Origin of the sequence: Azonexus sp. (genome assembly GCF_036170495.1) — a bacterium.
In the GTDB taxonomy this organism is placed as follows: Bacteria; Pseudomonadota; Gammaproteobacteria; order Burkholderiales; family Rhodocyclaceae; genus Azonexus.
In genome coordinates, this window is the sequence record NZ_JAVHPH010000304.1 from 1 (window position 1) to 2,670 (window position 2,670).

Below are 2,670 nucleotides of genomic sequence, written 5' to 3' on the forward strand. Positions count from 1 at the left end.
TCCTTATGACAGCGCCCAGCTTAAACCGCTGTCTTGAAAACGGGGACCACTATACCTGCCAATAGGCATCTCTTCTCTTGTAGCTGCCTTGCTCACGTGTTGACTCGGTTCGACTAACCCCAGGATATGGATTTACTGGTTTATTTAGACGTGCAGACAATCCAAGTGACTCAAGAAGCTCATTCCGATGCTTGATTGCTACATCAAGAGCTTTTTCTTTCCCACCGTGTTTGCTGTCTGCGAACGATTTGGATTGGACACGGCCATTTACGCGAACCTGAACGCACCAAGACCCCAATGCGGAACCTGGCTTCTGTATGCGATAAATGCTTTGGAGATTTTTCATACGCCCTTGTAGTTTTAGGAGAGGGGCGTGGAGCCGGCTTGCTGGCAGAGCGTCCCAGCGGCGAAGCCGCGCCTCGATGTTAACGAGAGTAGATGGCGGTAATAGGTGGCACAGTTAAATTGCCGAGACATTTTGCCCACAAATAAGGCAATTGTCATTTCATGAAAACTATCATCGAAACGGCTGCTTTCAGTAAATTGGCCCAAGGTCAGTTTTGGGCCGTAGCCGGGCAATAGCCAGCTAATCTTGTAAAACGTGACAACAAAATATCACTAGACGACTGGTCTATTTGTTGGCAAACTACGCCCCATGAACACTCGTCACGACAACACGCGCCAGCACATTCTCGATACCGGTCTCGGCATTTTTGCCGGGAAGGGCTTCGCCAGCGTCGGTCTGAACGAATTGCTGAAGGCCGCCGGCGTACCGAAGGGCTCGTTCTATCACTACTTCGAATCGAAGGAAGATTACGGCAAGGCGCTGCTCGAAGATTACTTCGGGCGTTATCTGGCCGACATCGACAGTCTGTTTGCGGCCGAAGCGGCGTCGGGCCACGAGCGGCTGATGCGCTACTGGCAGCGCTGGCTGGACAAGCAGTGCACTGAGTGCGCCGAGCAAAAATGCCTGGTCGTCAAGCTCGCCGCCGAGGTCTCCGACCTGTCGGACACCATGCGCCTGACTTTGCGCGATGGTACCGACCGCATCGTAGAACGCATCGCCGGCACCATCGAAACCGGCGTCGCCGATGGCTCGCTGCCAGCGCTCGAGGCTAGGCCGACCGCCCAATTGCTTTATCAGCTTTGGCTGGGTGCCAGCCTACTCGGCAAGTTGCACCGCAACAGCCGGGACCTCGAAAACGCCATGCGCTTTACCAAACAGTTGCTGACGCCTTGAATCAGTGAACATCCGAGCATAGGCCGCAGGTTGTTGCGGCCTCTTTTTAACCCGAAACCATAGACGACCGGTCTAATTTCAATCAAAACCCATCAGGAGATTCAACATGACTACCCTGTTCGACCCCATCCAAATCGGCGATATTGCCCTCGCCAACCGCATCGTCATGGCGCCGTTGACGCGTAATCGCGCCATCGCCGGCAACGTCGCCGGCCCGCTGACCGTCGAGTACTACCGCCAGCGTGCCACGGCCGGCCTGATTATTACGGAAGCCAGCCAGATCAGCCCGATGGCCCAGGGCTACCTCGCCACCCCGGGCGTCCACAGCCCGGAACAGATCGCCGGCTGGCGCCAGGTGACTGATGCCGTGCATGCCGCCGCTGGCAAGATCGTGCTGCAGTTGTGGCACGTCGGGCGGATTTCGCATACCTCGTTGCTGCCGGATGGCGCGGCGCCGGTGTCGTCGACCGACAAGGTCGCCGACGCCTCGACCTTTACCAGCGACGGTTTCGTCCCGGTGTCGAAGCCGCGCGCCCTGCGCGACGATGAAATCCCTGGCCTGATCGAGGATTACCGCCGCGCCGCACGCAACGCCATCGATGCCGGCTTTGATGGCGTCGAGCTGCATGCCGCCAACACCTACCTGATCGAGCAGTTCCTGCGCGACAGCGTCAATGACCGCAGCGGCCCTTACGGCGGCAGCATCGCCAACCGCGCCCGCCTGCTACTCGAAGTCGTCGCGGCAATCACCCAGGAAATCGGCGCCGGCCGCACCGGTATCCGCCTGAGTCCGATGACGACCTTCACGGCCCCGCTCGACAGCGATCCGCAGGCGCTCTACGGCTACGTCGTCGAACAACTGGCGCCCTTCGGCCTGGCCTATCTGCACGTGATCGAAGGCGAAACCGGTGGCACGCGGACGCCCGAGGGCAAGGCTTTCGACTACGAAGCCCTGCATCGCGCTTTCCCCGGTGCCTGGATGCTCAACAATGGCTACTCGCGTGAGTTGGCCATCGACAACGTCGCGGCCAGCAAGGCCGATCTGATCGCCTTCGGCCGGCCGTTCATCAGCACGCCGGACCTCGTCCGCCGCCTGAAGGACAACCTGCCGCTCAACGAACTGCAGGCCGACAAGCTGTATGGCGGTGGGGCCGAGGGTTACACCGACTACCCGGCGCTGGCTGCCTGATCATCAACTGACTCGCGCCCCGACCGGCCAGGCGCCGGCCGGGGCCGTTTTTCCCCGGAAACACCATGTCCGAATACCGCCGCTGGCTGCCCGCGCTGGCCCTGATCGTCCTCTCGCTGACCTGGGGCTACACCTGGGTGCTGGCCAAGCAGGGCCTGGCCTACGCGCCACCCTTCGCCTTCGCCGCCGAACGCTGCGTCGGCGCCGCCCTGGCGCTGATCATCGCGGTCAAGCTGAGCGG

General features: G+C 60.3%; 2 protein-coding genes. Both read left to right on the top strand.

The features are described from left to right. Nucleotides 1-655: 655 nt before the first annotated feature. Nucleotides 656-1,240 carry a TetR family transcriptional repressor CurR gene (gene curR, locus ADADOO_RS11185; protein WP_511277588.1) on the top strand — a complete coding sequence of 195 codons (585 nt, stop codon included), beginning with the start codon at nucleotides 656-658 and terminating at the stop codon, nucleotides 1,238-1,240. Nucleotides 1,241-1,346: 106 nt separating this feature from the next. Next, the gene (locus ADADOO_RS11190) at nucleotides 1,347-2,429 is read left to right on the top strand and encodes an alkene reductase (RefSeq protein WP_511277589.1); all 1,083 of its coding nucleotides are present in this window, start codon (nucleotides 1,347-1,349) and stop codon (nucleotides 2,427-2,429) included. The last annotated feature ends 241 nt before the right edge of the window (nucleotides 2,430-2,670 follow it).

Excerpts from the sequence above, each read along its gene's own strand:
- ADADOO_RS11190 (WP_511277589.1), top strand. The coding sequence starts at position 1,347 with ATGACTACCCTGTTCGACCCCATCCAAATCGGCGATATTGCCCTCGCC.
- curR (WP_511277588.1), top strand. The coding sequence starts at position 656 with ATGAACACTCGTCACGACAACACGCGCCAGCACATTCTCGATACCGGT.